The sequence below is a fragment of the Pseudomonas syringae pv. tomato str. DC3000 genome (assembly GCF_000007805.1).
In the GTDB taxonomy this organism is placed as follows: Bacteria; Pseudomonadota; Gammaproteobacteria; order Pseudomonadales; family Pseudomonadaceae; genus Aquipseudomonas; species Aquipseudomonas avellanae.
The window spans coordinates 2,195,963-2,222,892 of sequence record NC_004578.1; the positions used below are offsets into that span (position 1 = coordinate 2,195,963).

The following is a 26,930-nucleotide window of genomic DNA, read 5'->3' on the forward strand; positions in this document are numbered from 1 at the left end:
ATGGTCCTACAGTTTTGGTGTTGAAGGTGTGAGCGTTTTATGATTTGGATGAGCTACTTTCTCGGGCTCAATAGTCGAGGAGATGGATGGTGTCTTATAGAAAAAGTAACGTTAGAAATTTCAGGTCCTGTATTTTGCAGTTTTCCGTACTGGCAGCCGGAGCTTTGGTAGCTGCTCAGGTGTCTGCAGATATTCAACGCAAAGTGAATGCCGGGTATCAGGGTGACGAAAAAATTGCGGTCATTCTGCCCAATGGAGAAGTGCTAAAGGCCATACCGATAAATGGTGATTCAGTAACGGTGGGGCCTCAGACACCTTTTGATTCATACGTCGTGAGCAATAGAGGTGTTCTCAATGTTAATGGCGGAAGAGTCGGTACGGTCTACGCAACACAGTCCACAGTTAATATAGAGTCCGGGAGCGTGGAGAATGGTCTGCACCTCACCGACAGTGTGTCTAACATTCACGGCGCCGTGGTAAGCAATGATTCAGGTTTCGGTATCTCTCTGGGCGGAATCATAGATTCTGATAAACCTGGCTCCGAAGCCTCTATTTTTTCGAGCAATGTATCTGGACTGGAAGTGGGTATTGCAGTAGGTCTGTGGGGTGAGCTGAATTTGGTTAACACGGAGCTGCATGGGGCAGCGTCGCAACGTGGGAGAGGTCAAGGTATTCTTTCTTCTGGAGGAAATGTTTTTATTACCCAGCGTAGTCACGTCATGGGTGATCTGAACGGCATCAATATTACTGACGGCTCGGCTCGGGGGAGTTCGGACGGAAGTCTGATTGGAAATAAACCCTACACGGTTATCAATGACTCTATTGTTGAGGGCTTGACTGGCGCTGCTATCAGAGTCGACCAACGTGTATTGTTTGATATTGATGCCGATATCGCTGTGCAGAACCATTCCGAGTTGCTGTCCGGGAACGGGAACCTGCTGGAGGTTGCAGATAGCAGTACCGTCAACTTCAACGTCGACAACAGCACCCTCAACGGCAACCTCGTCGCTGATGACACCAGCACCTTGAACGTCACACTGCAAAATGGCGCGCAATTGAACGGTGACATCATCAATGGCAATACGCTGGCGATCACTTCCGGTGGGCAATGGCAGATGCAGGGTGACAATGCCGTCACGTCGCTCTCCATGCAGGGAGGCAGCGTCGGGTTTGGCGGGGAGGGGTTCCATACCTTGTCGCTGAATGAGTTGTCCGGGTCGGGCACGTTCGGCCTGCGCGTGGACCTGGATAACGCGGTGGGTGATCTCATCAACGTCAATGGTCAGGCCAGCGGGCAATTCGGATTGCGGGTGCGCAACACCGGGGTGGAGGTGATATCGGCTGATATGCAGCCGCTCAAGGTGGTGCACACCGAAGGTGGCGATGCGCAGTTCAGCCTGCTGGGCGGGCGGGTCGATCTGGGGGCTTATTCCTATCTGCTGGAGCAGCAAGGCAATGACTGGTTCGTTGTCGGCAGGGACAAGGTCATCAGCCCTTCGACCCAGAGTGCTCTGGCGCTGTACAGCGCAGCGCCTGCCATCTGGATGAGTGAGCTTTCTACCCTGCGTTCGCGCATGGGCGAGGTTCGTGCCAGCGGCCAGGCGGGTGGCTGGATGCGTGCATACGGCAGCCGTCTCAATGCCACGACCAGCGACGGGGTTGACTACCGGCAGAAGCAGAGCGGCCTGTCGCTGGGTGCCGATGCGCCTGTCGAGGTCAGCAACGGACGGCTGCTGGTGGGTGTACTGGGCGGTTACAGCACGTCCGATCTGGATGTGAGCCGCGGTACGACAGGTAAAGTTGCCAGTTATTACGCGGGCGCTTACGGCACCTGGTTGTCCGACGACGGTTACTACGTGGATGGCGTGCTCAAGCTCAACCGCTTTCGCAACAAGGCAGATGTTGCCATGAGCGATGCGAGCAAGGCCAAGGGCGACTACAGCAACACCGGTGTGGGTGGCTGGGTGGAAGCCGGTCGGCACATCAAGCTGGCGGACGACTACTTTCTCGAGCCGTTTGCCCAGTTGTCCAGCGTCGTCGTGCAGGGGCAGGAGCTGCGTCTGGACAACGGCATGAAGGCGAAGAACGCGCGAACCCGTTCGGTACTGGGCAAGGTCGGTACTTCGCTGGGGCGCACTGTGGCGCTCAAGGACGGCGGGGTGTTGCAGCCTTACGTGCGTGTCGCCGTTGCTCAGGAATTTTCCCGCCGTAACGAGGTAAAGGCCAACGACGTGAAATTTGATAACAGCCTGTTCGGCTCGCGCGGCGAGCTGGGGGCCGGGGTATCGGTTTCGCTGTCCGAGCGCCTGAAACTGCACGCGGACGTTGATTACATGAAAGGTCAGCATATCGAGCAACCCTGGGGGGCTAATGTGGGACTACGTCTGACATTCTGATCTGTCAGGTAAAGGACTGAGCAATGCCCGAGCCCCCGGTGAGTGATCACCGGGGGTTTTTCAGTTATTTGTCTGGAAACCTGCGATTGATCAGGCGTTTGCGGCTGCGCTGCCTGGAGGTCACAGGTACCGAGTAATTGACGTTCACACGCAGCACCGGTGATGTGCCGATCAGTCGACAATCGCGGTAGAGCTCGTAATACAGGTCGATCAGGCCGTACTGAATGTGGGGCGTGAACAGGTAGGAAACACACAGCTCGCGCACCACGCTATTCTCGCCTACTCGATGGAAAAGCGTTGTGGTCGATACGTTTTTACCCCAGTAGAAATGAATGCCATCTCCCCAGCACATCTTGACGGAACCGGGAATGTGGACGGTGATACCTGCATGTGCCTGTTCATGACTGATGGCCGCAGGGTCGTTGTTGGGCAGCACAGGCGCTTTCAATGTGTCTGAAATATCGGATGGAATGTGCACAGCAATCGCCTGTCGATAGAGACTCTCGTGTAGTGGAGCTTCTTGAACAATGCTTGCGTTTTCGGGGCCGTTTTTTTCTAGTTGGGTGCGCGCAGCGACATCCGTGGACTTGTTTTTATCCATCGTGAACTCGGTTATTTACATTAAGTTGGATTGTTATATGTGTGCCGACACGGGTCGGCAGCGGAAATATTACAAAACACATAAGTGTTCAGGTCAAGTCCCTGACGAATTCAAGGTTCTCCAAAGGTTCTGAAAAGGTTGTGTCGGACTTTGCAGTTACATTTGGTTTCATGTTGGTACTAAATTATCGGTCATTAGTGTCGAAGATGCTGTAAACAAAGGGTGTTGCCTCGGGTTGGTGTGGGTTTGAGGTTTTTTCTGCCGCCTATCTTTGTAGGACCGTTACTACAGACAATTCTTACAAAGCTGGAAATTTTAAATTTTGTCTAAAGTCCTACTTGTTCGTAGGAAGATTCACTCAAACTTATCATTAGGGTCTCGCACACTTCAGTGTGCGAAACCTTCAAGGTATTGAGCGAAAAATGTAGGCGGTCGTGATTAAACCTGCATCGAGAGTGTGACAGAGCGCGCCGGCAGCGAAATATTGCCCGCACGATCGATGACCCGGTAGCTGATCGTGACACTATCGCTGTGCAGATTCAGCAGAAACTCCTTGTCGAAAATGATCGGTACCGGACGATCAGTCAGATTGTCGGAGGTGACCACGTAAGCGGGACCTTGCCGGTCGTTGCAGAAGGTCCGGATACGGTCTCCGGGCTGCATGTCTGCGTAGCCTGGGACAAGGCCTGTGAGGGTGTTGCCGAGGTTGATCTGATGGAAAATGACAGGAGCCAGCAGCGCCGCGCCTGGGGCGGTGCGGTCGATCCGAATCTCAGTAGTTGCAGAGTCTGTCCGAATATCGCCCGGAAAAGTTAACCATTGGTACCCGATTGCATAAGTGCCATCTTTAGCGAAGTGTTCAGGCTGCAGATTCATAACGAACTTCACCTCTTCAGGTGCGTCAGGATCAGAAATGATCTGAGTAACCCCGGAGCCAGCACCGTTAACCATAAGCTCAAAGCTGTCTTTTTCTTTGATTAAGCCCCGTGCGGTGAAATGGACCGAAATGCCTGATTCAAGATCGCGAACTCTGATCAGGCCATCGCTTTCTGCCACAGGTACTGAGGGTGCCTCCAATGCTGGGCTTGTGAAATTATTCATCTTGTCTCTCCAGTTAATAAGTCAAGCGCCAAATAGCGCCGATCTAAAGTTTTTTTCAGGACGACACGCAATAACTAAAAAAGGTAATAAATAACTACCGCGCATCACCTGAATTTCAACTAATCGGATTGAGCGCTCTGTGTCAATGCCGACACCGGCCGTTTTACTGTCGTTTGTGGCATTAAGGAAATATCCTACATTCTCTTCGGAGCTACTTCAGGGATCTGTCAGTCCATAAAGAAAAAACACATAGAAAGCACCCAATAAAAAGCCCCGACAGATCAACTCTGTCGGGGCTCTTTAAATTGCTTGAAGTTTCAGCGATTAAATCGTTCCACAAGCGAATACTGGGAGTTGGCCGTATCGGTCAGTTCGCCACTCAGTATTGCCGAGCGACGGGCCTCGTCTGAGGTCGTGTCGGCCAGGCTGGCGATGGTCGAGATGTTGCGGTTGATCTCTTCGGCCACCGCGCTTTGTTCTTCAGTGGCGGTGGCGATCTGCGTGGTCATGTCGGTGATGTTGGCGACGGCCTCGCTGATGCCCACCAACGCCTGATCGGCTTCCAGTACCCGCGCGACACCTTCTTCAGCCTGAAGACGACCGGTGTTCATGGTCTGCACCGCGTCGTTGGCGGTCTGCTGCAGTTTGGCGATCAAACCGTGAATCTGTCCGGTGGACTCGGCGGTGCGTTGCGCCAGTTGGCGCACTTCATCTGCCACGACGGCAAACCCGCGACCCATCTCGCCAGCACGTGCGGCTTCGATGGCGGCGTTGAGGGCCAGCAGGTTGGTCTGGTCGGCGATGCCTTTGATCACATCGACCACGCCGCCGATTTCGTCGCTGTCCTTGGCCAGCCTGGTCACGGTCAGGCCGGTTTCACCCACCGAAGTGGACAGGCGCTGAATGGCTTCGCGGGTTTCACCGGCAATGTCGCGGCCGCGACGGGTCAGTTCGTTGGCTTGTTGGGTGGCGTCAGCGGCGCGATTGACGTGGCTGGCGACTTCCTGGGTGGTTGCGGCCATCTGATTGATCGCGGCGGCGACCTGCTCGGTTTCCACGCGCTGGCGCTCCAGCCCGGTCGAGCTGGCGTTGGCCAGCGAGTTGGCCTGGCGGGCCTGATTGTTCAAATGCTCGGCGGTGTCCTGCAAGCGGGTCAGGCAGGTTTTCAGACGCGCTTGCTGGCTGAGGATCGACATCTCCAGACGCGCTTGCGGGCCACGGCTGTCGGTGTACATCTGAGCGATCAACGGGTCGGAGGTGGTCTGTTCGGCCAGTCGCAACAGGCGTTTGGTGCCGCGTTGCTGCCAGGACAGCCCCAGCAAGCCCAGCGGCACCGACAACGCTGCAGCCAGTGCGAAGCCCCACTGCGAATTGAGCCACACGCCGATCAGAAAGCTCAACTGGCTGACCATAATGAACGGCAGCCAGTCCTGAAGTATCGGCAGCCATTTATCACGGCCCGGTACGGCGCTCTTGCCGTTATTGATGCGCGCGTAAAGTGTTTCGGCCCGACGAATCTGTTCGGCGGTCGGCTTGATGCGCACCGACTCGAAACCCACGACCTGGCGGTTTTCCAGCACCGGCGTCACATAGGCGTTGACCCAGTAATGGTCGCCATTCTTGCAACGGTTCTTGACGATACCCATCCATGGCTGACCGGTCTTGAGCGTGGTCCACATATGCTCGAACACCGCTGGCGGCACGTCCGGGTGGCGCACTGTGTTGTGCGCGGCACCGAGCAGTTCTGCCTCGCTGTAACCGCTGATATCGACGAAAGCATCGTTGCAGTACGTGATGGTGCCGCGAGTGTCGGTGGTGGAGATCAGTCGCTGTTCGGCAGGAAATGTCCGCTCGCGTTGAGTGACGGGCTGGTTGTTGCGCATGGGATTTCGATCCTTCGATCCGGAAGACGATGGCGTTTTATCGGCGGGGGAGTCGATAAATTGAGCCGTGCGTCACAAATGACCGAAGAGTCATCATTACCGGGCAAGCATGGGATAGGTGAACAGCCCGAAGTGCACAAGATTCAGGCCAAAATGACTGATGACCGCAGCTGGCAAGCCACCTGAACGAAACGCGATGCCATAACCCACACCTGCCATGCTCGCCAACACCATCCACTCCCAGCCTGCGCCTGCGTGAGCGAGCCCGAACATGCCCGCAGCGAGAGTGACCGACAGTGCGGTCGCAAACCTCGAATCCTTGAACAGGCGCTGCAGACCGCCTTGCAGATACGCGCGGAAAAACAGCTCCTCGGCGAGGGTCACCAGCAACAGGTTGTTGAACAGCCATATCAGGCCTTGAGCGGGCCATTTGGGTGTCCAGCCGACAACGTTGAGAACGACGGCTGCTGTCATGCAGAACGCTGACGTGACGATCAGCGCGAGAACGCCGACTTTCAGCGAATGGGCGATGTCGACCTTCGGCATGATCCACGGGCAGGCCAGTATCAGCCAGAAGCCGATGAGCGGCTTGTCCAGATTCAGGTACATGGAAAAAATCTGGGCATCGGCACTGAATCGGGTGGCTTCGATGACTTGCGCATTATTGAAACCGGGTGCCAGATGAAAAGCCAAGGCCAGGCCCGTCACAACAAACAGCACATGGCCAAAAAAACGGATGTATTTATCAGAAGGCAACGCCACGCATAACCACGCGACGAGCAACAGGCCGATGCTTAAGGCCGCAGCGGGGGCGATACTGCCATAAGACAATGCAAGTGCATAACCAGTGCTCAGGAGAAAGAGAACCATCCAGTGTCTTGTAGTCATGAGGGACATCTTGCTTTTAGAAACGGAAGATTCTATCCAACGTTCAGCGATGCAGGTGTCAGCTTATACAAATCTTCATGCACGAGCCTGCCCCTGAGCAGGGGCAGGCATCGTGTCAGGCATTGCGTATCACGAAGCGATCAGTTGCCGCAGCACATAATGCAGAATGCCGCCGGACTTGAAGTATTCCACTTCGTTAAGCGTGTCGATGCGGCACAGCAAGTCGACCGTTTCCTTGCTGCCGTCCTCGCGGTTGATGTGCAGGGTCAGGCTCATGCCTGGTTGCACGTCGGCGTTGGTCAGGCCGGTGATTTTCAGGGTTTCCTTGCCGGTAAGGGCCAATGTCTTGCGGGTCTGACCGTTTTTGAATTGCAACGGCAGCACGCCCATGCCGACCAGATTGGAGCGGTGAATCCGCTCAAAACTTTCGGCAATGACCGCCTTCACGCCCAGCAGATTGGTGCCTTTGGCCGCCCAGTCGCGGCTCGATCCGGTGCCGTATTCCAGGCCCGCGACGATCACCAGCGGTGTACTTTCAGCCTGATAGCGCATGGCCGCGTCGTAGATCGCCAGTTTTTCGCCGGAAGGTACGTGCACCGTGTTGCCGCCTTCTTCGCCACCGAGCATTTCGTTGCGGATACGGATGTTGGCAAAGGTGCCGCGCATCATCACTTCATGGTTGCCACGGCGTGAACCGTATGAGTTGAAGTCCTGATACGCGACGCCTTTCTCTTGAAGATAGCGGCCGGCCGGGCTGTCCGCTTTGATATTGCCGGCAGGGGAGATGTGGTCGGTGGTTACCGAATCGCCCAGCAGCGCCAGAATGCGTGCGTCTTCTATATCTTCGATCACGGGCAGCGGGCCGCCGATGTCTTCGAAGAACGGCGGGTGCTGAATGTAGGTGGAGTCTTCCTGCCAGACATAAGTGGCAGCCTGCGGCACCTCGATGGCTTGCCACTGCTCGTCGCCGGCAAAGACTTCGGCGTATTCCTTGTGGAACATCCCGGTGTTCACGCTTGCGACTGCGTCGGCGATCTCTTGCTGGCTGGGCCAGATGTCGCGTAGGTAAACCGGTTTGCCGTCCGAGCCTTCGCCCAGCGGTTCACTGCTGATGTCGGTGCGCACCGAACCTGCCAGCGCGTACGCCACCACCAGGGGTGGCGAGGCCAGCCAGTTGGTCTTGACCAGCGGATGGACGCGGCCCTCGAAGTTGCGGTTACCCGACAGCACGGAGGCGACGGTCAGGTCGGACTGCTGAATGGCTTTTTCGATCGGCTCCAGCAGCGGCCCGGAGTTACCGATGCAGGTCGTGCAGCCATAGCCCACCAGATTGAAGCCCAGCGTTTCCAGATAAGGTGTCAAGCCCGCTGCGTCGTAGTAATCGGTCACAACCTTGGAGCCAGGTGCCAGCGAGCTCTTCACCCAAGGTTTGCGTTGCAGGCCTTTTTCGACCGCTTTTTTCGCCACCAGGCCGGCGGCCATCATCACACTGGGGTTGGAGGTATTGGTGCAGGAGGTGATGGCCGCGATCACCACCGCGCCGTCTCTCAGAGGGTAGGTCTGGCCGTTGTATTCATACTGGGTTTCGCCACCGACCTGTGCTTCGTTGCCCACCGCGACACCGCCGCCGCCCTCGCTTTCCAGCCGGCCCTCGTCGACCTTGGCCGGCTTGACCTGCAAACCGAGAAAGTCATCAAACGCCTTGGCCACCTGTGGCAACGCCACGCGGTCTTGCGGACGTTTGGGGCCGGCGAGGCTGGCTTCCACGGTGGTCATGTCCAGTTCCAGGCTGTCGGTGAACACCGGTTCCTGACCTGCCAGACGCCACAGCCCTTGCGCCTTGCAATAGGCCTCGACCAGCTTCACGGTCTCGTCGGGGCGGCCGGACAGGCGCAGGTAATCCAGCGTCACCTCGTCGACCGGGAAGAAACCGCAGGTCGCGCCATACTCCGGAGCCATGTTGGCAATGGTCGCACGGTCGGCCAGTGGCAGATCCGCCAGGCCATCGCCATAGAATTCGACGAACTTGCCGACCACGCCTTTCTTGCGCAGCATCTGCGTTACGGTCAGCACCAGATCGGTGGCGGTAATACCTTCTTTCAATTTGCCGGTCAGTTTAAAACCGATCACTTCCGGGATCAGCATCGATACCGGCTGGCCGAGCATCGCCGCCTCGGCTTCGATCCCGCCCACGCCCCAGCCCAATACGCCAAGGCCGTTGATCATCGTGGTGTGCGAGTCAGTGCCGACCAGCGTGTCGGGGAACGCGTAGGTACGACCGTCTTGCTCTTTGGTCCAGACAGTGCGGCCCAGGTATTCCAGGTTCACCTGATGGCAAATACCGGTGCCGGGCGGCACGACGCTGAAGTTGTCGAAGGCGCTCTGGCCCCAACGCAGAAACGCATAGCGCTCGCCGTTGCGCTGCATTTCAATGTCGACGTTCTCACCGAACGCCTCGGCGTTGCCGAACTTGTCGACCATCACCGAGTGGTCGATGACCAGATCGACCGGCGACAGCGGATTGATCCGCTGCGGATCGCCACCTGCCTTGGCCACGGCAGCGCGCATGGCGGCCAGATCGACCACTGCAGGCACGCCGGTAAAGTCCTGCATCAGCACACGGGCGGGGCGGTACTGGATTTCCCGGTCCGAGCGGCGCTCGGTCAGCCAGTCGGCGATGGCCTTGAGGTCGTTGCCGGTGACGGTCTTGTTGTCTTCCCAGCGCAGCAGGTTTTCCAGCAGCACCTTGAGCGACATGGGCAGCTTGTCCAGGTCGCCGAGCGAGCGGGCGGCTTCCGGCAGGCTGAAGTAGTGGTAGGTCTTGTTATCGATGTCGAGTGTTTTCAGGCTTTTCAGGCTATCGAGGGAGGGCATGAATGTCTCCTTTTGGAATGATCTCCGAGCATTGGGTCACGGGCTCCATGTGCATCAGGTAGGGAGCGCCGCATCAGGCTTCAGGTTCTGTGGACTGTCTGGCCGCGCCAGTGGTTCCTGATTCCGTTATCATGCGCGCCTTTGACGTCTGCGGGGTTACGCCCGATCAGGAGTAACCCATGAATACGCTGTTTATGCACTGCCGGCCCGGTTTTGAGGGCGAAGTCTGTTCGGAGATCGCCGACCTCGCTGCACGCCTGGACGTTTCCGGTTACGCCAAGGCGCGACCCGACACGGCCTGCGCCGAATTCATCTGCACTGAAGCGGATGGCGCCGAACGGCTAATGAACGGTCAGCGCTTCGACACGTTGATCTTCCCTCGTCAGTGGGCGCGGGGCCTGTTCCTTGATCTGCCGGAAACCGACCGCATCAGCGTGATTCTTGCGCAACTGTCGACGTTCCCGACCTGCGGCAGCCTGTGGCTGGAAGTTGTGGATACCAACGATGGCAAGGAGCTGTCGAATTTCTGCAAGAAGTTCGAGGCACCCCTGCGCAAGGCCCTGACCCAGGCTGGCAAGCTGGTCGATGACCCACGCAAACCGCGCCTGCTGCTGACCTTCAAGAGCGGTCGCGAAGTGTTTCTCGGCCTGGCCGAAGCCGATAACTCGGCGATGTGGCCGATGGGCATCCCGCGCTTGAAGTTCCCCCGCGAAGCACCCAGTCGCTCGACCTTGAAGCTCGAAGAAGCGTGGCACCACTTTATCCCCAGAGATCAGTGGGACGAGCGTCTTTCGGGGGACATGACGGGTGTGGATCTGGGCGCAGCGCCCGGCGGCTGGACCTACCAACTGGTGCGCCGGGGAATGCTGGTGACCGCCATCGACAATGGCCCGATGGCCGAAAGCCTGATGGACACCGGGCTGGTGCAGCACTTGATGGCGGACGGTTTTACCTACAAGCCTCGTCACCCTGTGGACTGGATGGTCTGTGACATCGTCGAAAAACCGGCGCGCAATGCGGCCTTGCTGGAAACCTGGCTGGGTGAAGGGCTGTGCCGTGAAGCAGTGGTCAACCTCAAGCTGCCGATGAAACAGCGCTACGCTGAAGTGCGCCGCTTGCTCGACCGCATCGAAGAAGGTTTTCAGGCGCGCGGTGTGCGGGTATCGATTGGCTGCAAGCAGCTTTACCATGACCGCGAGGAAGTCACTTGCCACCTGCGCAGGCTGGATGTGGCCAAAGCGGCCCGCAAGTGAGGCAAGCTGACGCTTATCGTACCTGCTGATTTGAGCGACAATAGCCACCCGCCGCTGGAGTGCCCCATGTCTGAACCCATTGAAAGCCTCACCGTCGACGCCGTTCTGGACGCCACCGGACTGTTCTGCCCGGAACCGGTGATGATGCTGCACCAGAAAGTCCGTGATCTGCCCCCAAGTGGCCTGCTCAAGGTGATTGCGACCGATCCGTCCACGTGCCGTGACATCCCGAAATTCTGCGTCTTTCTCGGCCATGAACTGGTGGCCGAGCAGGCAGAAGAGAGCACGTTCCTGTACTGGATCCGTAAAAAGTCCGACTGACCGCCACATCGCTGCAACCGCGCTTGTTCACGACGCGCCTGTTCACGCTGTGGGCCGGCCCCTGTCCGCCAGATCTTGAGAGGCTTCCATGCGCATTGTTGCTGACGAAAACATTCCCCTGCTCGACGCCTTTTTTGCCGGTTTCGGCGAAATTCGCCGCCTGCCAGGCCGCTCCATCGACCGCGCTGCAGTAGCCGACGCCGATGTATTGCTGGTGCGTTCCGTGACGCCGGTGACCCGCGAGATGCTTGAGGGCAGCCCGGTGCGTTTCGTCGGCACCTGCACCATTGGTACTGATCATCTGGACCTGGCCTACTTTCAGGACGCCGCGATCCAATGGTCCAGCGCACCGGGCTGCAATGCGCGTGGTGTGGTGGATTATGTACTGGGCAGCCTGCTGACCCTGGCGGAAATCGAAGGCGTCGATCTGCGCCAGCGCACCTACGGCGTGGTCGGTGCGGGGCAGGTGGGGGGGCGGCTGATTGCGGTGCTCAAAGCACTGGGCTGGAAGGTTTTGGTCTGCGACCCGCCACGCCAGTCTGCCGAAGGCGGTGACTTCGTCAGCCTTGATGAGATTCTGCAGCGCTGTGACGTGATCAGCCTGCACACGCCGTTGGACAAGAGCGGCCAGTCACCCACCTGGCACCTGCTCGACGAAGCGCGTCTGCGTCAGCTCAGGCAAGGCGCCTGGCTGATCAATGCCAGCCGTGGCGCGGTGGTGGATAACCGCGCACTGCACGATGTCATGCTTGAACGTGAAGACCTGCAAGCCGTGCTCGATGTGTGGGAAGGCGAACCGCAGGTCAACGTGGCGCTGGCTGACCTTTGCGTCATCGGCACGCCGCACATCGCGGGTTACAGTCTCGACGGCAGGCAGCGCGGCACTGCGCAGATCTATCAGGCACTGTGCACCTTTCTCGATCAGCCGGCGGCGATCAGCCTCGCTGACCTGCTGCCAACCCCTTGGCTGGCGCAAGTCAGCCTCGACGCTGCCACTGACCCGCAGTGGGCCTTGAACATGCTGTGCCGCGGCGTATACGACCCGCGCCGTGACGATGCGGATTTCCGTCGCAGCCTGACCGGCGACACCGCCAGCCAGCGACTGGCCTTCGATGCGCTGCGCAAACATTACCCGCCCCGTCGGGAAATCGAAGGGCTGAAGGTTCACCTGGAAGGCGAGTCCGACACGCTGACGCAACTGATCCGGGCGCTGGGGGCGGTGCGGGTTTAGGCTCTGTACGAAAAGTCGGCGAGCGAAGGTCAGGCAAAGCAAAAACAGGCGAGGAACGGCCGGGGTCGCGCCCGACTCTACGGGTTGTAAATGAGCATTCCGAGCCTGTTTTTAACGCAGCATCACCGAGCGCAGCCACTTTTCGTACAGAGCCTAAGACTTTGCCTGGCATAAAAAACCCGACCTGGAGGTCGGGTTTCAAGATGAGGTGTCGCTCGGTATTATTTTTCCGGGGTGACCCAGTTCTTGTCGCATTCCTGGCAGGCAGCCTGAACCATTTCTTCGGTGATCAGGACTTCTTGCCCGTGCTGGTCGAGAATTGCACCGCCAACCGGCAGATTGGGCGTGGCTCGAACGACTTGAACTTCGTTGCTGCGCTCTTGCAGGCTCATGGTGTATCTCCTTTCATCAGATAACGGCGTTAAATTAACCGCGCTTGATGACCGGTCCGTGACAGGTGCTGTCAGCCGCTCAAACGCGATACCAGTGCAACAGAAATGATGTAAATCTGCCAGCAGGCGCTTAGATCGATCTCTTATAGCGTTCTCTGTCAAGCAGACATAACCTGACCTTTCAAATGCGGCGCAAGTTCACTTGCAATGATGCGCAGCACGCCCGGCGTGACAGGTGTAGGCTTTGCGGTTCAGACAGCTCGGGCACACAGGCAGGTTCATTTTTCATGATTTCACTGGTTTCCAGGCGTCAACGCCAGGCGATTCGTCTGGCCGCAAGTTTTATCGCACCTTACCGCTGGCAGGCGCTTGGCGCATTGTTGGCACTGGTCGTTACTGCGGGCATCACGCTGTCGATCGGGCAGGGCATCAAGTTGATGATCGATCAGGGTTTCATGACCCGTTCGCCGCAATTGCTCGAACGCTCGATCGGGTTCTTCATGCTGCTGACGGTGGGCCTGGCCATAGGCACTTTCAGTCGCTTTTATCTGGTGTCGTGGATCGGCGAGCGTGTGGTGGCGGATCTGCGCAAGAAGGTCTTTGACCACTTGATCGAACTGCATCCGGGGTTTTATGAAAACAACCGTAGTTCGGAAATCCAGTCGCGCCTGACCGCCGACACCACGCTGTTGCAGTCGGTCATCGGCTCGTCGCTGTCGATGTTCCTGCGCAATGCTTTGATGGTCGTCGGCGGGATCGTACTGCTGTTCATCACCAACCCCAAGCTCACCAGCATCGTGGTGGTGGCCTTGCCGTTGATCATCGCGCCGATTCTCATGTTCGGTCGGCGAGTGCGCACTCTGTCGCGCGAGAGCCAGGACCGCGTCGCCAATGTCGGCAGCTATGTGGCCGAGGCGTTGGGGCAGATCAAGACGGTGCAAGCCTATAACCATCAGCAACAGGACAAACAGCGTTTTGCCCACACCGTCGAACAGGCGTTCGATACCGCGCGCAAGCGAATCCTGCAACGCTCCTGGCTGATCACGCTGGTTATCGTTCTGGTGCTGGGGGCGGTGGCGGTGATGTTGTGGGTGGGCGGCATGGATGTGATCAGCGGCCGCATTTCCAGTGGTGAACTGGCGGCCTTCGTGTTTTACGCGCTGGTGGTCGGTATGGCGTTCGGCACGTTGAGCGAGGTGATCGGCGAGCTGCAGCGCGCCGCCGGTGCGGCCGAGAGGATCGGCGAGTTGCTGCAGGCGCGCAGCGAGATCAGCGCGCCAACCACCGGTCTGCAGACCCTGCCGCAACGTATCAGCGGCGGGCTTGCACTGGAGGGCGTCAGTTTCGCCTATCCGTCGCGCCCCGAGCGTAATGCGGTCGATGACCTGACCCTGACCGTAGAGCCCGGCGAAACCCTGGCTTTGGTAGGGCCGTCCGGCGCGGGCAAGTCAACGATCTTCGACCTGCTGCTGCGTTTTTACGACCCAGGCTGTGGACGCATTCTGATCGAGGGCGTGCCGGCCGTGCAGCTCGATCCCCATGACCTGCGTCGCTGCTTTGCAATGGTGTCGCAAACGCCTGGTTTGTTTTTTGGCAGCGTCGAGGACAACATTCGTTACGGCAACGTCAACGCAAGCTTTGAACAGGTGCAGGCAGCGGCACGTATCGCCCATGCCCACGAGTTCATTCTGGAAATGGCTGACGGTTACCGCACTCATCTGGGCGAGGGCGGGCTGGGGTTGTCGGGTGGGCAGCGCCAGCGTCTGGCGATTGCTCGTGCCTTGCTGGTCGATGCGCCGATTTTACTGCTGGACGAGGCTACCAGCGCGCTGGATGCGCAAAGCGAACACCTGATTCAACAAGCCTTGCCCAGCTTGATGAAAGGCCGTACCACGCTGGTCATCGCTCACCGTCTGGCGACGGTGCAGAATGCTGACCGCATCGCGGTGATGGATCAAGGGCAACTGGTGGCGGTAGGCACTCATCAGCAACTGATTGCCAGCAACCCGCTGTATGCACGGCTGGCGGCGTTGCAGTTCAATGCCGGTGTCGAATAACGGCGGGAAGGCGAGGGCAGCAGTGGGAGGTCAAGCCTCCCACTCGTTCAGGTTCAGCGGTACTCGCACAGGTACGCGGTATCGACGCTGACTTTGAGCTGAAACTTGCTGTTGGCGGGTACATTGAACTGGCTGCCGGTGGAGAAAGTTTCCCAGTCGGTGCTGTCCGGGAGTTTGACGTTCAATTCGCCAGAGATCACATGCATGATTTCCCGCTGTGCAGTGCCGAACTCATATTCTCCCGCTGCCATCACACCAATAGTTGCCTGACCTTCGGCCTGACTGAAGGCGATGGATTTGACGGTGCCGTCGAAGTACTCGTTGACCTTGAACATGGGCGGTTCCTTGATGAAAGGGCTGAAAAAGGTTTGCCAGTATGCCCAACAGGTTAAAAGTCGTCACGTCCATTGCAGCTCGACAGTGAATAAGTGTTCAGGTGCTGCAACATTCAGTTGGGCAGAATCAGCGGCAAAAGCCTGGCGGTATTACGCGCATCTACCAGCGCCCTGTGCTGTTGCCCGCTGAACTGCATACCCGCCAGCTGCAACGCACTGTTCAGCCCCACCGGTTTTTGCAACTGACGGGCTTGTGCGAAACGTTGTTTGAGATTGACATGCGGCATGCTGGACAACGCACTGCCAAGTTGATGACGGCGCCATTCTTCTTCCAGTTGCTGACGATCATAATCCCCCCAACTGGCCCAGCCCACTACTCGGGCGCGATGATGGCTCAGCCAGCGCTCGAACTGCGGCCATACGGTGGTCAGCGGCGCAGCGCTGTCGATGTTGCTCTGGCTGATATGGGTCAGCTCCTTGCAAAAATGAGTCAACAGCGGCCTGCGTGCGGGGCGTACGAAGCGTTCGAAATGGTCCAGCTCGCGCCCATCCTGATTGACCAGCGTCGCACCTATCTCGATGACTTCCATTTCTGCGACCGGCCAGCCACCTTCTTCGGTAGTCGCCTCCAGATCAATCACCAGCCAATGCGGCATCATCAAGCTCCCTTCGATAGTCAATGGCTTCAGCGTAGCCACATTAATGCGTTACGCTCGTGCCTGGCGGCGTGCGGGCAGCAGCGTGTTTCACACCGCCCATACAGTGACCGCGTGTTATTGCATTGGTGCCTCCAGTGAGATCGTCGTGTTCGGTCATCTGTTCAAAGCGTCGAGCGGTATGCGCTACGCTGGCGTCGTTGATTTGACAGTTGTTTAAATCAAGGAAACCGCATAGCGTGGGGGGCTTTGATTAATGCCGTGTTTTATGAAAAGACTTGCAGTGGTAATTGATAATGTCGTGAACACGGCCGTGACGGGAATGACGCTGTTCGTTGCGCTGATTATGACGCCGCACGTCTTTGCTGCGCAGGTCGTACGCGTTGCCGCGGTGCATTTTCCCCCTTACATGGTGCGCCCTGAAAAGGGTGAGGACACTGGTCTGTTGCCCAGGCTGGTCGATGCCCTGAATGCCGAACAGAGTGACTATCAGTTCGTGATGGTTCCGACCTCGGTGCCCCGGCGCTTTCGTGACTTCTCGGAAGGTCGTTTCGACGTCGCGATTTTTGAAAACCCTGAATGGGGCTGGAAAGACATTCCACACCAGACGGTCGACATGGGCCTTGAAGATGCCGAAGTCTATGTGGCACGGCGGGTCGAGGGGCGAGAACAGAATTACTTCGACGATTTGTCCGACAAGCGTCTGGCGCTTTTCAGTGGCTATCATTACGGCTTTGCCAACTTCAATACCGATCAGAAGTACCTGAGTGAGCACTTCAATGTTACCTCGACGTATTCCCACGACAGCAACCTGCTGATGGTGGTGCGCGGGCGTGCGGATATCGCCCCCGTTACCCGTTCCTATCTGATTGATTTCATGGCACATAACAAAGATGAGGCCGCGCAATTGATGGTCTCCGAACGTGTCGATCAGATCTATCGTCAATACGCGCTGCTGCGCCCGAACGGCAGCATTGATGTGCCGCACTTTGTGAGGTTGATGGAAAAGTTACGCGCGGACGGCGAGCTGGCGGCGATCTTTCAGCCACTGCACATAAAGGTCATGCCGGTCAGCGCGGCGGCGTCGGGGAAATAAGCGAGGAGGGGAGGCAGGTTTGATCCTGCCATCCTGTGCAGCTTCAGCAGCTTCAGCAGCTTCAGCGGTCCTTGGCGTCCTTTGCATCCATTTGCGCATTGCGCTCATGGACGCGTTTGAGCTGTTCTTCGGTGAGGGGCAGTTTCTTGGCGGTATCGCGCAGCATCATCAGACCGCCGACGATCGAGCCAATGGCTACGAGCAGAATTAACCAGGCATACCAGGGCATAGCGCTCTCCTTGTTGTGATACCGGTTTGAGCAACGGGATTGCTCAATGGTTCAAGTGTAAGCGCCCGCAATGAATTGCGTGCAAACCTGTTTGCACGCAATTCTGTTTACGTTACTGGCCGGTAAGCATCGAATCGGCCGGTGCATCGGCGCGCGATTTGGCCGTCAGACTGAAATAGATGAACCCGATGGCCATCAGACCCAGAAAAATCACGCCGATCAGCATGTTGAACCAGGCCATTGCCACCAGGCACACGACTGCCAGCGCCAGCGCAATGCCAGGCACCACAGGGTAGCCAGGCGCACGGAAGCTGCGTTCCAGATTCGGTTCGGTCTTGCGCAGTTTGAACAGGCTGAGCATGCTCATGATGTACATGACGATGGCCCCGAACACCGCCATGGTGATCATTGCAGCGGTCAGCGTCATGCCGCTCAGATTGATCAGGCCGTCACTGTAGATGGCGGCGATACCGATAAGGCCGCCCGCGATGATTGCCCGGTGCGGGGTCTGAAAGCGTGACAGTCTGGCCAGTGACGAAGGCAGGTAACCGGCGCGGGCCAGGGCGAAGAACTGCCGCGAGTAGCCCATGATGATGCCGTGGAAGCTGGCTACCAGGCCGAACAGGCCAATCCACACCAGCATGTGCAGCCAGCCGGAGTTGTCACCGACCACCGCCTTCATGGCCTGTGGCAGCGGGTCGTTGATGTTGGCCAAGGTGCGCCAGTCACCGACCCCGCCGGCAAACAGCATGACGCCGATGGCCAGAAACACCAAAGTCAGAATGCCGCTGATGTAGGCTTTGGGGATGGTACGTTTCGGGTCCTTGGCTTCTTCGGCAGCCATTGCCGCGCCTTCGATGGCCAGGAAAAACCAGATGGCAAACGGGATGGCGGCGAACATGCCGGCGATGGCTTGCGGCCCGAAAGTCTGCGAGCCCGCCCAGCCATTGAGGGCAAAATTGCTGAAGCTGAAGGCTGGCGCGACCACGCCCATGAACACCAGCAACTCGGCGACTGCGAGGATGCACACCACCAGTTCAAAGGTTGCAGCCAGTTTCACGCCTACGATATTGAGCGCCATGAACACGATATAGGCACCGACCGCCGCGTGTTTGGGGTCAAGGCCCGGGTACTGAACGTTGAGATAGGCACCAATGGCCATGGCGATGGCCGGTGGCGCAAAGACGAATTCGATCAGGGTCGCCATGCCGGCGATCAACCCGCCTTTTTCTCCGAAGGCGCGGCGGCTGTAGGCAAACGGCCCGCCTGCGTGAGGAATGGCGGTGGTCAGTTCGGTAAAACTGAATATGAAACAGGTGTACATGGTTGCAACCATCAGGGCCGTTACCAAAAAGCCCAGGGTCCCGGCTGCCCCCCAGCCGTAACTCCAGCCGAAGTATTCGCCGGAGATCACCAGCCCGACGGCAATCCCCCATAGATGTATCGTGCCTAGCGTAGGCTTGAGTTGCGTGCTCATTGTTATCTCCCTGAGATTAGATAATCGATGAAACATCCTGTTGCAGACGCCGTGCCAGTGCACGGATCGCCGTCGTGTTGCCTCAAAACAGGTCGTTTACAGAACGCTGCGGCGAACGAGGTCATCGTGTTGTGCAGGTTTGGTGCAGGCTAGCTCGGCGGCGTACTGCGCGGGTGCAGCGATTCGTGACTTTTTGCGACGCCCATCAGCCAAATGTCGATCTATGGGTCCCGCCTGTGGGCTGGTTCAGCTACAATGCGCGCCGATTTCGACTTACCTGAGACCACGCTCATGTCCGCCTGCCAGACTCCTGTCATCGTCGCCCTGGATTTCCCGACCCGCGAAGCCGCCATGCGCCTGGCTGATCAGCTCGACCCCAAGCTGTGCCGGGTCAAGGTTGGCAAGGAGCTGTTCACCAGCTGTGCGTCGGACATCGTCGAGGCCCTTCGCGGCAAGGGCTTCGATGTTTTTCTGGATCTCAAATTTCATGACATTCCCAACACCACGGCGATGGCGGTCAAGGCCGCTGCCGAGATGGGCGTGTGGATGGTCAACGTGCATTGCTCGGGCGGGCTGCGCATGATGGCAGCGTGCCGGGAAGTGCTGGAGCAGCGCACCGGTCCTCAGCCTTTGCTGATCGGCGTGACCGTACTCACCAGTATGGAGCGTGAAGACCTTGCCGGTATCGGCCTGGATATTGATCCGCAAGTACAGGTGCTGCGCCTGGCAGCGCTGGCTGAAAAAGCCGGTATGGATGGCCTGGTCTGTTCGGCGCTGGAAGCCCAGGCCCTTAAAGCCGCTCACCCGTCACTGCAGCTGGTCACCCCAGGCATTCGCCCGGCGGGCAGCGCACAGGACGATCAACGTCGCATTCTGACCCCGCGCCAGGCACTGGACGCGGGTTCCGACTACCTCGTGATCGGCCGGCCGATCAGCCAGGCAGCGGACCCGGCCAAGGCACTGGCCGCAGTGGTTGCCGAACTGGCCTGATCAAAAGCACGCCGGGGTCTATCCCTGCGGGAGCGAGCCGGGTGACGCTTCGCTTGCTAGCGAAAGCGGATTAACAGATCAGCGGGGCATTCAGCGACCGCACAGGCCTCTTTGTGAACAACGCGGATCGCCGCCCCGGTCACTTCCACTGGGGCGAGTACCAAACGCCTGCTTTATTCAACTTTCAATATCAGCTTGCCCTGGTTTTCACCATTGAACAGCATCTGGAAGGTCTCCGGGAATGTCTCCAGGCCTTCTACGATATGCTCCTTGCTCTTGAGCTTGCCTTCCTTGATCCAGCCGGCCATGACCTGACCTGCTTCGGCAAAGCGGTCGGCGTGGTCCAGCACAATGAAGCCCTCCATGCGAGCGCGGTTGACCAGCAATGACATGTAATTGGCCGGGCCTTTGATGGCTGTGGTGTTGTTGTACTGGCTGATGGCACCGCAAATCACCACGCGCGCACCGACTGCCAACTGGCTGAGTGCTGCATCGAGAATATCGCCGCCGACGTTATCGAAGTACACGTTCACGCCGTCCGGGCAATGACGCTTGATCGCGTCCATGACATCTTCGGACTTGTAATCGATGGCCGCATCGAACCCCAGCTCGCTGGTCAGCAGGCTGCATTTGTCCTTGCCGCCGGCGATGCCGACCACTCGGCAGCCCTTGAGCTTGGCAATCTGCCCGGCAATGCTGCCGACCGCGCCTGCTGCGCCGGAAATCAATACGGTGTCACCGCTTTTCGGCTGACCGACATCCAGCAGCGCCAGGTAGGCGGTCATGCCGGTCATGCCCAGTGCCGACAGGTACAGCGGCAACGGTGCAAGGCTGGTATCGACCTTATAGAAACCCTTCGGCTCGCCTGCAAAGTAATCCTGAGTGCCAAGCGCACCCTGGACGTGATCGCCTGCGGCAAATTTCGGGTTCTTCGATTCAAGCACTTCGCCCACACCCAGCGCGCGCATCACCTCGCCCAGTTGCACCGCCGGAATATAGGACTTGCCGTCATTCATCCAGCCCCGCATTGCCGGATCAAGCGACAGGAATTTGTTTCTGACCAGAATCTGCCCGTCTGCCAATGAGGTGACAGGCACTTGCTGATAGGTGAAGTCATCACGGCGTACAGCGCCCGAAGGACGCTTGGCGAGCAGGAACTGGCGGTTGGATAAATCAGTCATGGCGGGGCCTCGTAACAGTGGTTTATGGGTGGATTCAAGCCTCGGAGCGGTGTTCAGGCAAGAACGGATCATCCAGCGAATGCCGTTTGATCCATGTGGTTGATAGGAGTGCTCAGTGGCTATGACGTTCATATTGATCTGCAGATGACACATGCCGACTGCCAATGCGGCTTGAGTCACCCGACCTGCTGATCTACATTGCCTGCTTGATGAATGCCCGGATGACCGTAATGACCTCGACCTTTCCAAACACCCGTCACCCTCAAGTTCTGCGAGCTGGCGACGCTGTGGCGCTGGTTTCCCCGGCAGGCCCGGTGGACCCGGCGAAGCTTGAGGCGGCGGTCGAAGTGCTCAAGGGGTGGGGATTGCGACCGCGTGTCTATCCGCATGCACTGGGCAAATACTCGTTCTATTCGGGCACCGACGAAGAGCGGCTTGCCGACCTCAACGCCGCGCTGGCCGATCCGGAAATCCGTGCGGTCATCTGCAACCGCGGTGGTTACGGCATGCAGCGGATTGTTCAGCAGGTTGACATGGACGCAGTGCGGCGCGACCCCAAACTGGTGACCGGCTTTTCCGACATCACCGCGTTGCACGGTGCGCTGTGGAACCATGCGCGTCTGGCGAGCATTCACGGGCCGGTCGCTGCCCAGTTGGAGCGCGGTGGGCTGTTCGTCAGTGGCATGCGCCATGTGCTGATGAGCAGCGAGCCGGTACTGCTCAAGGCCGATCCGGCGTCACCAACGGCCAGGGTCAGAACCGCTGGCGGTGCTCGGGGCCTGCTGCTGGGCGGCAATCTGTGCATTCTCGACACCTCTGTCGGCACGCCGTTCATGCCGGACCTGAGCGGGGCGATCCTGCTGATAGAAGAGGTCAACGAGCCCGCTTATCGGGTCGACCGCATGCTCACCCATCTGGGTAACTGCGGCATTCTCAAGCAGTTGGCAGGTATCGCGGTGGGCGAGTTCACCCCCGCAGCCAACACCGGTGGCTCCATCAGCCCGGCCCATGTGCTGATGGAACGGCTCGGCGGGCTTGGCATTCCGGTGCTTGGTGGGCTGCCGGTCGGTCATGGCGATCTCAATCAGGCTGTGCCACTGGGCACGCAGGCGATTCTTGATGCAGATGCCGGCACGCTGCTGGTATCCGCCGCCGCGCGTAGCTGATACAGCGGCTTGGTCAAGCCTTGCGCGCATTCAGAATCAGCAGGGTCAGCAAGCCGGCCACAATGCCCCAGAACGCCGAGCCTATGGAAAGCAGCGTCAACCCGGACGCGCTCACCATAAAGGTAATCAGGGCAGGCTCGCGCTGCCGGGGCTCGGCCATGGCTACGGTCAGACCATTGGTGATCGAACCGAGCAGCGCCAGTGCGGCAATCGAGAGCATCAGTTCCTTGGGGAATGCGCTGAACAGGCCTGCCAGCGTCGCGCCGAAAATCCCGGCAACAGCATAGAAAATCCCGCACCAGATCGCGGCTGTGTAGCGCTTTTCCTTGTCTTCGTGAGCCTGCGGGCTGGTGCAGATGGCCTTCATGCCGGGCGAGCCGTTTTTGCCGACCCGGACGCCAATCACGGGCATTTGCGGCTGAACTTCAGCCACATCTACCCGGCGCGCCTGGATGAAGGCATAAAACGACTGGCATCCGTGGTCCGTACAGCACAGAATCTGCAAGCGGCTTGATCCGATTCGGTGTCACGGGCATATCAAGGGAGCAGGGCGATGTACAAGGTTTATGGCGATTACAACTCGGGCAACTGCTACAAGGTCAAGCTGATGCTTAACCTGCTGGGCAGCGAGTACGAGTGGGTGCCGGTCAATATTCTCAACGGCGAAACCCAGACCCCGGCGTTTCTGGAAAAAAACCCCAACGGCAAGATTCCGGTCCTGGAGCTGGACGACGGCACCTGCCTGTGGGAGTCCAACGCGATTCTCAATTTTCTCGCCGATGGTTCCAGGTACTTGCCAAGCGAGCCACGTTTACGGACTCAAGTGCTGCAATGGCAGTTCTTCGAGCAATACAGCCACGAACCGTCAGTGGCCGTCGCGCGTTTCATACAGTTCTACCTGGGCTTGCCTGCCGAACGCATGGTCGAATATCGCGCCATGCAGAAGTCCGGCTATCGAGCGCTGGCGGTCATGGAGCAGCAGCTTCATCGCACACCGTTTCTGGTCGGTGACAATTTCTCCATCGCCGACATCGCCTTGTATGCCTACACCCACGTAGCGCATCAGGGTGGTTTTGACCTGGAACCCTACACGGGCATTCGCCGCTGGTTGAAGCGGGTCGAGGCTGAACCGGGCTATATCGGCATGCTGGACTGACTCCCCCTGAAAACCGACACCAAGGACATTTATGCGTATTTCAATGACCCTTCTGGCTGCGTTCATCGCGCTGGGTATCGGCTGTTCGGCGCAGGCCGAGAATTGCGACGCCAATCAGGCGAGCATGAACACGTGTGCGGCCAACAAACTGGCAGCGCTGGATGCCGACCTTAACAAGCAATACAAGGCGCAGATGGCCTGGCTCCAGACGCCGGCAAAAAAGCAGGCGCTCAAAGACGCGCAGCAGAAGTGGATAGCCCTGCGTGATGCCGATTGTCTGTATCAGGCGGGCAAGCCTGAGGATTCAGGCTCGATCTGGCCTTTGGTGCAGTCGCAATGCCTGGCCGAGCAAACCAGTGTGCGGCTCAAGCAACTGAAAAGCTATGTGGCCTGCCGCGATGAAGGTTGCCCGCGCTGAAGGAGGGCGGGCACGCTGTGTTCAGATCGCGCCGAAGCGTTGGTCCAGGTAATCGATGATCACTTTGGACTCGTACATCCAGACCGTTTTTCCGCCTTCTTCGATGCGCAGGCAAGGCACTTTGATCTTGCCGCCTTCGTTGAGCAGCGTCTGGCGATCAAGCTCATTGTTCTTCGCATCGCGCAGTGCGACAGGAACGTTGAGGCGATGCAGGGTGCGTCGGGTCTTTACGCAGAACGGGCAGGCATGAAATTGATAAAGCGTCAGGTTCCGAGCCGCTTCAGCAACAGCGGCCTGAGCCTTGGGATCACGCTTTTTCTTGCTCGGGCGGGTCAAAAAGTCGATGCCGATAACGAGTTGGCCAAGGCCGACTCTTAACGCTTTCATGAACACGGTCATACCTCTTGCGTGCAGGGAGAAGACCAGCCGGGCGCTCAGCGTGCGTCAGAGCACGCGAACGCAGGCTGGACGGGTCACTTGATCAGGCTGAGAAACTCGCTGCGCGTGGCGGCGTTTTCACGGAATTCGCCGAGCATCACCGAGGTGATCATGGCCGAATTCTGCTTCTCGACGCCGCGCATCATCATGCACATGTGCTTGGCTTCAATCACCACCGCAACGCCCTGAGCACCGGTAACCTGCTGAATGGCTTCAGCGATCTGCCGGCTGAGGTTTTCCTGAATCTGCAGGCGACGGGCATACATATCGACGATCCGCGCGACCTTCGACAGACCCAGCACCTTGCCATTCGGAATGTAGGCCACGTGGGCCTTACCAATAAACGGCAACAGATGGTGCTCGCACAGCGAATACAGCTCAATGTCCTTGACCATCACCATTTCACTGGCATCGGAACTGAACAGCGCACCGTTGGTGACTTCTTCAAGCGTCTGCGCATAACCGCGACACAGGTATTGCATGGCCTTGGCCGCGCGCTTGGGGGTGTCCAGCAAACCTTCACGCGAGACGTCCTCGCCCAGTTGCCCGAGTATGGCGGTGTAATTCTGTTCCAGTGTCACAGGACTGTGTTTCCGTGTGGGTTTCGATAGGTGCGAGGGTGAGCCCTTCGCCGAGACGCACATAGTAACTTACGCACTGGGGCGGGTGCACGGCAGTGCTGCAAATCAACCGGGCAGGATGCGCTTTGTATCGCGCCGCTTACAGGTTGGCGACCAGATCGCTACCCACTTCCTCGACGCCGCACTGTCTGAGTGGCAGGTCATTAATCAATTGCCTGTCGAGAGAGTGAATCCGGATGTTGAGTCGAGTAGCAAGAATAGCGATGTTCGCCATCGTACTGTCGTCGGTTTCCGGCTGCTGGCCGTTCTGGCCCGGTCCGGGTGGGGGCGGCCCAGGTGGTGGCGGCGGTGGGCATCACCAGGGTGGCGGCGGTGGCGGCCCGGGTTTTGGTCCGGGTGGCGGCGAGCGCTAACTCAATGGCAGGGGCGGGCAACTGCATGCTGCCCGTGCTGCGCAGGCGTTGTGAAGACGCGACCGGGGGTTACTCGTCACGTCCTTCCATCATGGTGCGTTTGAGCACCACATAAACCGCGCCCGCGCCGCCATGTTTGGCCAGGCACGAGCAAAAGCCCAACACCTGCGGATGCTGACGCAGCCAGGTGTTGACGTGGCTCTTGATCATCGGACGTTTGCCGTCCAGGCGCACCGCCTTGCCGTGTGTCACACGCACGCAGCGTATTTCCAGCCGGGTAGCTTCGGCGAGAAACTCCCATAACGTTTCGCGAGCGACTTCCACGGTCATGCCGTGCAGGTCCAGGCCGCCCTCGAAGCTGATCTGGCCGAGCTTGAGCTTGCGCATCTGGCCTTCCTGCACGCCGTCACGCGACCAGCTCAGGACATCTTCCGGGCCGACATCGATCACGAACTGATCCGAAAGACCGTCGACGATGACCGAATCGGTACGCACGGTTGCCGACTGGCGCAGGCGCGCCAGCATTTTTCGATCAGCTTTGGGTTTGCCGACATCGGCGTGTTCATGCTTGAGCGGCTTTACGCCGCGCGTCTCGCTTCTGAACAGGGAAAAATCGTCGTCTTGCATGAGGGCCTCCGCGAAGGAGGCTAGTCTAACCGCTCAAGTGAGCGGGTCAGTTGTGTTTTTTCATCAGATGGGCAGAGATGCTCAAGCCGCTGGCGCTGCGCTGACGGCGGCAACGACGCCATAGCCAGACGCCCAGGTAAAACACCAGCAATCCGCTGACGGCAACAAACGCAGCGCCGCCGGGGCTTGCGTTCAGCTCGCCGAGCATCTGTGGATGACCGACCAGGCTGGAAACGCCAGCGACCGTCAGTAATGCACCCGACACTGCCAGCAGCAGCGCGATCAGTATGCCGATGCGTTTAGGCCAGTTGCCCTGGCCCTTGGGGCGCAGGCGACGTGCATCGAAACCATCTGATGTTTTCATGCCTTTTCCTCAGCAGGTGTCGGCTCAATGGGTGTCGGCTCAATGGGTGTCGGCTCAATGGGTGTCGGCGCTCTGACTTGAAGAAAGGAAGGTGGTTCCCGTCCCCGGTATAAACCGTGGCACCAAGGGATGGGCGGTCAGGTGAGCGCGGCCACATAACCCCTCGGATGGCGGCGTCAGATCAGGTCTTTGGTCAGCGCAAGTGTGGCGAAGTTGTCGGCCATGATCGCCATTTCGGTTCTGTGCACCACCTGCGCGCTGACAACCCCGTGCGGGCTCGGCAGATCGCGGGTTGCGCAGGCATCGTCGACCAGTGTGCAGCGATAACCGTAGTCCTTGGTCGCGCGAACCGTGGTGCTGATGCTCGAATGGCTCATGAACCCGCACACGACCAGATCCAGATGCCCGAGGCTTTGCAGCAGTTCGTGCAGGCCTGTGCCGTTAAAGGCGTTGGGCAGGCGTTTCTCGACCAGATGTTCGTCGCCTTGCGGCAGCAGTTCCGGGACCAGTTGCCCGCGTTCGCCTTGTGGATCGAACAGGCCGCCCACGGTGCCCAGGTGGCGGACGTGAACAATCGGGCATTTGACCGCGCGTGCCTTGGCGACCAGTTGGCCGATGTTGGCCAGCGCTTCGTCGACGCCGGTCAGGGCCAGCGGGCCGCTGAGGTATTCTTTCTGGGCGTCGATGATAATCAGCGTCGCGTTGCTCAGGTTGGCGGGCGCATGCACCCGGCCGCTGAGTTGGAACATGGTCTTTAAATCGGACATTCACGGGCTCCTTGGTGTGGGGCTTTTGCGACATTGTCC

General features: G+C 58.6%; 28 protein-coding genes and 2 pseudogenes. 12 read left to right on the forward strand and 18 right to left on the reverse strand.

Going from position 1 to position 26,930, the window contains the following annotated elements; genetic code table 11:
* The first annotated feature begins 518 nt into the window (after positions 1 to 518).
* Positions 519 to 2,396, forward strand: a complete 1,878-nt coding sequence (locus tag PSPTO_RS10445; protein ID WP_046463456.1) for an autotransporter outer membrane beta-barrel domain-containing protein — start codon at positions 519 to 521, stop codon at positions 2,394 to 2,396.
* 64 nt (positions 2,397 to 2,460) lie between these two features.
* Here PSPTO_RS10445 and PSPTO_RS10450 read toward each other — a convergent pair whose 3' ends face one another.
* From PSPTO_RS10450 to acnA, 5 genes are all read right to left on the reverse strand, one after another.
* A complete protein-coding gene (locus PSPTO_RS10450; protein ID WP_005766927.1) occupies positions 2,461 to 2,997 on the reverse strand; it encodes a hypothetical protein in 537 nt (178 codons plus the stop codon).
* 438 nt (positions 2,998 to 3,435) lie between these two features.
* Positions 3,436 to 4,098, reverse strand: a complete 663-nt coding sequence (locus tag PSPTO_RS10455) for a hypothetical protein (RefSeq protein WP_011103803.1) — start codon at positions 4,096 to 4,098, stop codon at positions 3,436 to 3,438.
* Positions 4,099 to 4,415: 317 nt separating this feature from the next.
* On the reverse strand, positions 4,416 to 5,981 hold the full coding sequence (locus PSPTO_RS10460; RefSeq protein ID WP_011103804.1) for a methyl-accepting chemotaxis protein: 1,566 nt from the start codon (positions 5,979 to 5,981) through the stop codon (positions 4,416 to 4,418).
* A gap of 96 nt (positions 5,982 to 6,077) precedes the next feature.
* Positions 6,078 to 6,869, reverse strand: a complete 792-nt coding sequence (locus PSPTO_RS10465) for a CPBP family intramembrane glutamic endopeptidase (RefSeq protein WP_046463454.1) — start codon at positions 6,867 to 6,869, stop codon at positions 6,078 to 6,080.
* A 129-nt stretch (positions 6,870 to 6,998) separates the two neighbouring features.
* A complete protein-coding gene (gene acnA / locus PSPTO_RS10470) occupies positions 6,999 to 9,743 on the reverse strand; it encodes an aconitate hydratase AcnA (RefSeq protein ID WP_007244335.1) in 2,745 nt (914 codons plus the stop codon).
* 179 nt (positions 9,744 to 9,922) lie between these two features.
* On the opposite strand from acnA, the gene rlmM reads away from it, so the two are divergent.
* The 3 genes from rlmM (at position 9,923) to pdxB (ending at position 12,548) form a co-directional block, all read left to right on the forward strand.
* Entirely contained in the window at positions 9,923 to 10,996 is a 1,074-nt protein-coding gene (gene rlmM, locus PSPTO_RS10475; RefSeq protein ID WP_011103806.1) for a 23S rRNA (cytidine(2498)-2'-O)-methyltransferase RlmM, read from the forward strand.
* 66 nt (positions 10,997 to 11,062) lie between these two features.
* On the forward strand, positions 11,063 to 11,317 hold the full coding sequence (gene tusA, locus PSPTO_RS10480; protein ID WP_005766916.1) for a sulfurtransferase TusA: 255 nt from the start codon (positions 11,063 to 11,065) through the stop codon (positions 11,315 to 11,317).
* Between the two features lie 88 nt (positions 11,318 to 11,405).
* Complete coding sequence (gene pdxB, locus PSPTO_RS10485; RefSeq protein WP_005766914.1) at positions 11,406 to 12,548, forward strand: 4-phosphoerythronate dehydrogenase PdxB; 1,143 nt, start codon at positions 11,406 to 11,408, stop codon at positions 12,546 to 12,548.
* Between the two features lie 221 nt (positions 12,549 to 12,769).
* Here pdxB and PSPTO_RS29880 read toward each other — a convergent pair whose 3' ends face one another.
* The gene (locus PSPTO_RS29880; protein ID WP_003378668.1) at positions 12,770 to 12,940 is read right to left on the reverse strand and encodes a PA1571 family protein; all 171 of its coding nucleotides are present in this window, start codon (positions 12,938 to 12,940) and stop codon (positions 12,770 to 12,772) included.
* Between the two features lie 287 nt (positions 12,941 to 13,227).
* Here PSPTO_RS29880 and PSPTO_RS10490 point away from each other — a divergent pair, with 287 nt between their 5' ends.
* On the forward strand, positions 13,228 to 14,997 hold the full coding sequence (locus tag PSPTO_RS10490) for an ABC transporter transmembrane domain-containing protein (RefSeq protein WP_005766911.1): 1,770 nt from the start codon (positions 13,228 to 13,230) through the stop codon (positions 14,995 to 14,997).
* Between the two features lie 53 nt (positions 14,998 to 15,050).
* On the opposite strand, the gene PSPTO_RS10495 is transcribed toward PSPTO_RS10490, so the two are convergent.
* Positions 15,051 to 15,332 carry a pyrimidine/purine nucleoside phosphorylase gene (locus PSPTO_RS10495; RefSeq protein WP_003378666.1) on the reverse strand — a complete coding sequence of 94 codons (282 nt, stop codon included), beginning with the start codon at positions 15,330 to 15,332 and terminating at the stop codon, positions 15,051 to 15,053.
* Positions 15,333 to 15,445: 113 nt separating this feature from the next.
* Complete coding sequence (locus tag PSPTO_RS10500) at positions 15,446 to 15,988, reverse strand: exonuclease domain-containing protein (protein WP_005766910.1); 543 nt, start codon at positions 15,986 to 15,988, stop codon at positions 15,446 to 15,448.
* 268 nt (positions 15,989 to 16,256) lie between these two features.
* Between PSPTO_RS10500 and PSPTO_RS10505 the strand changes: the two genes are divergently transcribed.
* The gene (locus PSPTO_RS10505; RefSeq protein WP_057443274.1) at positions 16,257 to 17,084 is read left to right on the forward strand and encodes a substrate-binding periplasmic protein; all 828 of its coding nucleotides are present in this window, start codon (positions 16,257 to 16,259) and stop codon (positions 17,082 to 17,084) included.
* Between the two features lie 61 nt (positions 17,085 to 17,145).
* Here PSPTO_RS10505 and PSPTO_RS10510 read toward each other — a convergent pair whose 3' ends face one another.
* Both PSPTO_RS10510 and eat read right to left on the reverse strand, forming a co-directional pair.
* Positions 17,146 to 17,313 (reverse strand): DUF2897 family protein, encoded by a 168-nt coding sequence (locus tag PSPTO_RS10510; RefSeq protein ID WP_005766904.1) that lies wholly within the window; start codon positions 17,311 to 17,313, stop codon positions 17,146 to 17,148.
* Between the two features lie 112 nt (positions 17,314 to 17,425).
* The gene (gene eat / locus PSPTO_RS10515; RefSeq protein ID WP_005766903.1) at positions 17,426 to 18,790 is read right to left on the reverse strand and encodes an ethanolamine permease; all 1,365 of its coding nucleotides are present in this window, start codon (positions 18,788 to 18,790) and stop codon (positions 17,426 to 17,428) included.
* Positions 18,791 to 19,081: 291 nt separating this feature from the next.
* Here eat and pyrF point away from each other — a divergent pair, with 291 nt between their 5' ends.
* Positions 19,082 to 19,780, forward strand: a complete 699-nt coding sequence (gene pyrF / locus PSPTO_RS10520) for an orotidine-5'-phosphate decarboxylase (RefSeq protein WP_024667462.1) — start codon at positions 19,082 to 19,084, stop codon at positions 19,778 to 19,780.
* 173 nt (positions 19,781 to 19,953) lie between these two features.
* Here pyrF and PSPTO_RS10525 read toward each other — a convergent pair whose 3' ends face one another.
* Positions 19,954 to 20,961 carry an NADP-dependent oxidoreductase gene (locus tag PSPTO_RS10525; protein ID WP_005766899.1) on the reverse strand — a complete coding sequence of 336 codons (1,008 nt, stop codon included), beginning with the start codon at positions 20,959 to 20,961 and terminating at the stop codon, positions 19,954 to 19,956.
* 221 nt (positions 20,962 to 21,182) lie between these two features.
* Between PSPTO_RS10525 and PSPTO_RS10530 the strand changes: the two genes are divergently transcribed.
* Positions 21,183 to 22,127, forward strand: coding sequence for a S66 peptidase family protein (locus tag PSPTO_RS10530; protein WP_032710620.1), 945 nt, complete (start codon positions 21,183 to 21,185; stop codon positions 22,125 to 22,127).
* Positions 22,128 to 22,140: 13 nt separating this feature from the next.
* Here the strand turns inward: PSPTO_RS10530 and PSPTO_RS10535 are convergent.
* A pseudogene (locus tag PSPTO_RS10535) lies at positions 22,141 to 22,488 on the reverse strand (benzoate/H(+) symporter BenE family transporter); the annotation flags it as partial.
* Here PSPTO_RS10535 and PSPTO_RS30220 point away from each other — a divergent pair.
* From PSPTO_RS30220 to PSPTO_RS10545, 3 genes and pseudogenes are all read left to right on the forward strand, one after another.
* Positions 22,487 to 22,641, forward strand: a pseudogene (locus PSPTO_RS30220) (PLP-dependent aminotransferase family protein); the annotation flags it as partial. The pseudogenes PSPTO_RS10535 and PSPTO_RS30220 sit on opposite strands and share 2 nt — an antisense overlap.
* Positions 22,642 to 22,680: 39 nt before the next feature.
* Positions 22,681 to 23,283 (forward strand): glutathione S-transferase family protein, encoded by a 603-nt coding sequence (locus tag PSPTO_RS10540; protein WP_005766893.1) that lies wholly within the window; start codon positions 22,681 to 22,683, stop codon positions 23,281 to 23,283.
* 31 nt (positions 23,284 to 23,314) lie between these two features.
* The gene (locus PSPTO_RS10545) at positions 23,315 to 23,701 is read left to right on the forward strand and encodes a lysozyme inhibitor LprI family protein (protein WP_011103812.1); all 387 of its coding nucleotides are present in this window, start codon (positions 23,315 to 23,317) and stop codon (positions 23,699 to 23,701) included.
* A 21-nt stretch (positions 23,702 to 23,722) separates the two neighbouring features.
* Here the strand turns inward: PSPTO_RS10545 and PSPTO_RS10550 are convergent, their stop codons facing one another.
* From PSPTO_RS10550 to PSPTO_RS30495, 3 genes are all read right to left on the reverse strand, one after another.
* On the reverse strand, positions 23,723 to 24,100 hold the full coding sequence (locus PSPTO_RS10550; RefSeq protein ID WP_007244324.1) for a glutathione S-transferase N-terminal domain-containing protein: 378 nt from the start codon (positions 24,098 to 24,100) through the stop codon (positions 23,723 to 23,725).
* A gap of 74 nt (positions 24,101 to 24,174) precedes the next feature.
* On the reverse strand, positions 24,175 to 24,720 hold the full coding sequence (gene folE / locus PSPTO_RS10555; protein WP_005616969.1) for a GTP cyclohydrolase I FolE: 546 nt from the start codon (positions 24,718 to 24,720) through the stop codon (positions 24,175 to 24,177).
* Between the two features lie 139 nt (positions 24,721 to 24,859).
* A complete protein-coding gene (locus PSPTO_RS30495) occupies positions 24,860 to 24,994 on the reverse strand; it encodes a hypothetical protein (protein ID WP_010201283.1) in 135 nt (44 codons plus the stop codon).
* On the opposite strand from PSPTO_RS30495, the gene PSPTO_RS29885 reads away from it, so the two are divergent.
* Positions 24,984 to 25,133 carry a hypothetical protein gene (locus tag PSPTO_RS29885; RefSeq protein ID WP_005766886.1) on the forward strand — a complete coding sequence of 50 codons (150 nt, stop codon included), beginning with the start codon at positions 24,984 to 24,986 and terminating at the stop codon, positions 25,131 to 25,133. The genes PSPTO_RS30495 and PSPTO_RS29885 overlap by 11 nt on opposite strands.
* A 69-nt stretch (positions 25,134 to 25,202) precedes the next feature.
* On the opposite strand, the gene PSPTO_RS10560 is transcribed toward PSPTO_RS29885, so the two are convergent.
* The 3 genes from PSPTO_RS10560 to PSPTO_RS10570 all read right to left on the reverse strand — a co-directional run bounded on the left by PSPTO_RS10560 (position 25,203) and on the right by PSPTO_RS10570 (position 26,891).
* Complete coding sequence (locus tag PSPTO_RS10560) at positions 25,203 to 25,760, reverse strand: Smr/MutS family protein (RefSeq protein ID WP_003378641.1); 558 nt, start codon at positions 25,758 to 25,760, stop codon at positions 25,203 to 25,205.
* Positions 25,761 to 25,806: 46 nt separating this feature from the next.
* On the reverse strand, positions 25,807 to 26,124 hold the full coding sequence (locus tag PSPTO_RS10565; protein ID WP_003378639.1) for a hypothetical protein: 318 nt from the start codon (positions 26,122 to 26,124) through the stop codon (positions 25,807 to 25,809).
* 176 nt (positions 26,125 to 26,300) lie between these two features.
* A complete protein-coding gene (locus tag PSPTO_RS10570; protein WP_003378637.1) occupies positions 26,301 to 26,891 on the reverse strand; it encodes a cysteine hydrolase family protein in 591 nt (196 codons plus the stop codon).
* Between the last annotated feature and the right edge of the window lie 39 nt (positions 26,892 to 26,930).

Bases quoted from the DNA above. Each gene is read 5' to 3' on its own strand.
- tusA (WP_005766916.1), top strand. From the start codon at position 11,063: ATGTCTGAACCCATTGAAAGCCTCACCGTCGACGCCGTTCTGGACGCC.
- PSPTO_RS10545 (WP_011103812.1), top strand. From the start codon at position 23,315: ATGCGTATTTCAATGACCCTTCTGGCTGCGTTCATCGCGCTGGGTATC.
- pdxB (WP_005766914.1), top strand. From the start codon at position 11,406: ATGCGCATTGTTGCTGACGAAAACATTCCCCTGCTCGACGCCTTTTTT.
- PSPTO_RS10560 (WP_003378641.1), bottom strand. From the start codon at position 25,760: ATGCAAGACGACGATTTTTCCCTGTTCAGAAGCGAGACGCGCGGCGTA.
- PSPTO_RS30495 (WP_010201283.1), bottom strand. From the start codon at position 24,994: ATGGCGAACATCGCTATTCTTGCTACTCGACTCAACATCCGGATTCAC.
- PSPTO_RS10540 (WP_005766893.1), top strand. From the start codon at position 22,681: ATGTACAAGGTTTATGGCGATTACAACTCGGGCAACTGCTACAAGGTC.
- PSPTO_RS10455 (WP_011103803.1), bottom strand. From the start codon at position 4,098: ATGAATAATTTCACAAGCCCAGCATTGGAGGCACCCTCAGTACCTGTG.
- PSPTO_RS10495 (WP_003378666.1), bottom strand. From the start codon at position 15,332: ATGTTCAAGGTCAACGAGTACTTCGACGGCACCGTCAAATCCATCGCC.
- PSPTO_RS10490 (WP_005766911.1), top strand. From the start codon at position 13,228: ATGATTTCACTGGTTTCCAGGCGTCAACGCCAGGCGATTCGTCTGGCC.
- PSPTO_RS10505 (WP_057443274.1), top strand. From the start codon at position 16,257: ATGAAAAGACTTGCAGTGGTAATTGATAATGTCGTGAACACGGCCGTG.
- rlmM (WP_011103806.1), top strand. From the start codon at position 9,923: ATGAATACGCTGTTTATGCACTGCCGGCCCGGTTTTGAGGGCGAAGTC.
- PSPTO_RS10460 (WP_011103804.1), bottom strand. From the start codon at position 5,981: ATGCGCAACAACCAGCCCGTCACTCAACGCGAGCGGACATTTCCTGCC.
- PSPTO_RS10510 (WP_005766904.1), bottom strand. From the start codon at position 17,313: ATGCCCTGGTATGCCTGGTTAATTCTGCTCGTAGCCATTGGCTCGATC.
- PSPTO_RS10530 (WP_032710620.1), top strand. From the start codon at position 21,183: ATGACCGTAATGACCTCGACCTTTCCAAACACCCGTCACCCTCAAGTT.
- PSPTO_RS29885 (WP_005766886.1), top strand. From the start codon at position 24,984: ATGTTCGCCATCGTACTGTCGTCGGTTTCCGGCTGCTGGCCGTTCTGG.
- PSPTO_RS10550 (WP_007244324.1), bottom strand. From the start codon at position 24,100: ATGACCGTGTTCATGAAAGCGTTAAGAGTCGGCCTTGGCCAACTCGTT.
- PSPTO_RS10570 (WP_003378637.1), bottom strand. From the start codon at position 26,891: ATGTCCGATTTAAAGACCATGTTCCAACTCAGCGGCCGGGTGCATGCG.
- acnA (WP_007244335.1), bottom strand. From the start codon at position 9,743: ATGCCCTCCCTCGATAGCCTGAAAAGCCTGAAAACACTCGACATCGAT.
- PSPTO_RS10500 (WP_005766910.1), bottom strand. From the start codon at position 15,988: ATGCCGCATTGGCTGGTGATTGATCTGGAGGCGACTACCGAAGAAGGT.
- eat (WP_005766903.1), bottom strand. From the start codon at position 18,790: ATGAGCACGCAACTCAAGCCTACGCTAGGCACGATACATCTATGGGGG.
- pyrF (WP_024667462.1), top strand. From the start codon at position 19,082: ATGTCCGCCTGCCAGACTCCTGTCATCGTCGCCCTGGATTTCCCGACC.
- PSPTO_RS29880 (WP_003378668.1), bottom strand. From the start codon at position 12,940: ATGAGCCTGCAAGAGCGCAGCAACGAAGTTCAAGTCGTTCGAGCCACG.
- PSPTO_RS10525 (WP_005766899.1), bottom strand. From the start codon at position 20,961: ATGACTGATTTATCCAACCGCCAGTTCCTGCTCGCCAAGCGTCCTTCG.
- PSPTO_RS10465 (WP_046463454.1), bottom strand. From the start codon at position 6,869: ATGACTACAAGACACTGGATGGTTCTCTTTCTCCTGAGCACTGGTTAT.
- PSPTO_RS10450 (WP_005766927.1), bottom strand. From the start codon at position 2,997: ATGGATAAAAACAAGTCCACGGATGTCGCTGCGCGCACCCAACTAGAA.
- PSPTO_RS10565 (WP_003378639.1), bottom strand. From the start codon at position 26,124: ATGAAAACATCAGATGGTTTCGATGCACGTCGCCTGCGCCCCAAGGGC.